Genomic DNA, 2,800 nt, shown 5'->3' with positions numbered 1-2,800 from the left:
GGCCGGCCTCGTCGTCGGCGACCGGTGGGGTCGGGTCGTCGTCGGTGTCCGCGGCCGTGACCGCGCCGAACACCCCGTCGAGGTGCACTCCGCGCGCGGCCGGTAGCCCGCGGGCCGACGCAGCCAGCATCGCGGTCAGCGCCGCGCGCCGCACGTCGGCACCGTCCAGTCGGGCGAGCCCGCAGACAGTCATCGGCGCCTCCGTCTCTGTGCCCCGCTCGCCGTGCCCGGCACGCGGCAGACAGACGCGTCGAGGGCGGCCGAGGGAGACCTCCAGCGCCGGAACGTAACAGCTGCACGACCCCGCGACCCCGCCGTCACGCGGAATCAACCAGACAGGCCGTGAACGATCCGTCTGCGGAGCTTCGACGCGCGGGCGGCCCTCGCGGTCAACGGGTCAGTTGATGGTCATCTGACGCCCGCGCCCGATCGCGCGCCTTCCCGCTTCATCGCCCGGGCGGCGATGACGGGATGCGCCGGACAGTCGACGAGATGGTCGTCGAAACCCACCACCGTCGGCCAGCTCTGATGGCACGATCGGCAATGGGTCGTGGCCGGATCGGTCCACCGCTCGTCACAGCCGGAACAGCTCGCCGTAACGGGCAGATGCACTCCGGCCGCGGGTTGACGGCGGCGCGATACCTGGATGGGCAACGACGCCTGCCGGCTGGCCTGGTCTGCATCAGGGTGGAGGGTCACGGAGATCGCGCGGGGACGCCGGGTCGAGGAGACGGCGGCCGGGATCGCGCGAGGGGATGTCGACCGACGGGGAGGCACCCGGTCATCCTGTCGCAGACCTGCACAAGCGTCACGCAACCGGCTGTCGAGTCTTCGGGGTGATTGTCCAGCGCCGATGCCCCAGGGGGTGGTCGAGTCGGGGCCATTTCACCCAGTCCGGGCATCTTGCGCAACCTTTCTTGCTGGCAGTGCAAGCCCTCCGTGGCGCACATCATGGAACACTGCCGACACAACGAACGAACACGCGAACTCCTGTCGGCGAATGACAGAACGACCCGAGCCTGCCGGGCTGGCTACGGTCACCCGTATGACGGGTTCCGCCGCCGAAAGCCGCTCGCTCGCAACGCCGAACGGGGATACCCGGACGGGCGTGGGTCCGCTGTTGCGGCAGTGGCGTCAACGACGCCGGCTTAGTCAGCTTGAGCTAGCCCTTCGGGCGGACAGCTCCGCCCGCCACCTGAGTTTCGTCGAGACCGGAAGGTCGATGCCCAGCCGGGCGATGGTGCTTCGGCTCGCCGAACACCTCGACGTCCCCGTCCGGGACCGCAACACGCTGCTGGTCGCCGCGGGCTACGCACCCGCCTATCCGGAGACCCCCCTGGATGACCCGGCGATGGCCACCGTGCGCGGCGGGCTCGTCCGGCTGCTCGACGCCTGCGAGCCGAACCCCGCGCTGGTGCTCGACGGGCAGTTCGACGTGCTGATGACCAACGAGCCGGTGCTCGCGCTCCTCGACGGCGTCGCGCCGGAACTGCTCCGGCCACCGATCAACGTGATGCGCCTCGCGCTGCACCCGCTCGGCCTGGCCCCACGCATCGTGAATCTGGCGGAATGGCGGGCCCACCTGCTGGAGCGGATGCACCGGAACATGATCCCGCGCGGATCGTCCGCACTGCGTGCGCTCTACGAGGAGGTCGCCGCCTATTCGGTCCCGGACTCCGCCCGCGCCGACGATCCGACCACGGAACTCTCACCCGCGCAGGCGCCGAGCGCGCTGGCGCTGCCCCTGCACATCCTTGTCCACGGCCAGCTGCTGTCGTTCGTCTCCACGATGACGACGTTCAACACGCCGATGGACGTGACCGTCTCGGAGCTGGCGATCGAGATGTTCCTGCCCGCCGACCCGCGGACCGCCGCCGCCCTCACCCATCTCGGCCAGCCGGACGCCGTGCAGGCCGGCTGATGAGGCCGAAGGCCCCGGCGGAGCGGAGGGCGTGGGATTCGAACCCACGAGAAGGATCACTCCCTCTAACAGTTTTCAAGACTGTCGCCATCGGCCACTAGGCGAGCCCTCCCGACCAGCGGGGACACTGCCGGGCGTGGTCCGGTCCCACCGGATTGCGCCCGCCCGCGTGCCCACCGGGTGTGGTTCCAGGATGTCACACCCGCGTCGCGGACATACATCATGTCACCCGCCCGCGCCGGTGCCGCCCTGCGCGCGCCGCGTGGCTGACTCAGCCCGGTCTCGCACCAACGTTGGAGACCACAGGTGGGACGGTGTGGGCGGCGGCCGGCCGGGGCATTGCGCCTGGGTGAGCAGACATACCCAGGTCGAGGACCCGGAGCAGGCCGGCAAGGAGGCGCCTGCGAACCGGACCCGGCCGGACCTCGACGACGCGACGGTCGAAGCGGTCGGCCGGCTCAGCGAGGCGCTGGAGTGGGTCGAACGGGCCCGGGGTGCGCTCTACGAGTTCCACCAGCTCTGCGGCCACGCGGATCTCACCCTCGGCGCGGCGATCAGCCAGCTGGAGGAGGCGGGGCACCCTCGGACGGCGGCGCTGGTCCGCGGGCGGCTGCATGGCCGCAACGTCCTCGACGGCCGGTGGACCTTCCAGATCGTCGAGGAGTACGACGATCTCTACTACCACTCCTTCGTCGACGTCGACGAGGAGGTTCGCCGCCGGCTGAACGGCGGCGAACGCCACGTGCACGAGGCCCGGATGAAGGCGCGGGAACGGGCCAGGGCCGGGCGCGACCTGTGGGGTCCGGGCGCCTGATCGGACTGGTCCGGCGGCCTGGCCGCCGTACCGGGCCCGGCCGTCGGCGCCGCAAGGGCTCGTGC

Annotated in this window: 3 protein-coding genes, 1 tRNA gene and 1 pseudogene; 2 read left to right on the top strand and 3 right to left on the bottom strand. The window is 71.1% G+C overall.

The window, feature by feature from the left end; translation table 11 throughout:
• A pseudogene (locus tag MXD58_RS28130) lies at window positions 1–193 on the bottom strand (hypothetical protein); the annotation flags it as partial.
• A 215-nt stretch (window positions 194–408) separates the two neighbouring features.
• On the bottom strand, window positions 409–612 hold the full coding sequence (locus MXD58_RS31980; protein WP_462184061.1) for an FDXHR family putative zinc-binding protein: 204 nt from the start codon (window positions 610–612) through the stop codon (window positions 409–411).
• 433 nt (window positions 613–1,045) lie between these two features.
• On the opposite strand from MXD58_RS31980, the gene MXD58_RS28125 reads away from it, so the two are divergent.
• Window positions 1,046–1,921, top strand: a complete 876-nt coding sequence (locus MXD58_RS28125; RefSeq protein WP_308302066.1) for a helix-turn-helix transcriptional regulator — start codon at window positions 1,046–1,048, stop codon at window positions 1,919–1,921.
• A 23-nt stretch (window positions 1,922–1,944) separates the two neighbouring features.
• On the opposite strand, the gene MXD58_RS28120 is transcribed toward MXD58_RS28125, so the two are convergent.
• Window positions 1,945–2,033 (bottom strand) — tRNA-Ser (locus MXD58_RS28120).
• Window positions 2,034–2,270: 237 nt separating this feature from the next.
• On the opposite strand from MXD58_RS28120, the gene MXD58_RS28115 reads away from it, so the two are divergent.
• The gene (locus tag MXD58_RS28115; RefSeq protein ID WP_250611193.1) at window positions 2,271–2,735 is read left to right on the top strand and encodes a hypothetical protein; all 465 of its coding nucleotides are present in this window, start codon (window positions 2,271–2,273) and stop codon (window positions 2,733–2,735) included.
• Window positions 2,736–2,800 lie beyond the last annotated feature (65 nt).

Origin of the sequence: Frankia sp. AgKG'84/4, from assembly GCF_023242965.2 — a bacterium.
GTDB lineage: Bacteria > Actinomycetota > Actinomycetes > Frankiales > Frankiaceae > Frankia.
This window is presented reverse-complemented; position numbering and strand designations above follow the sequence as displayed.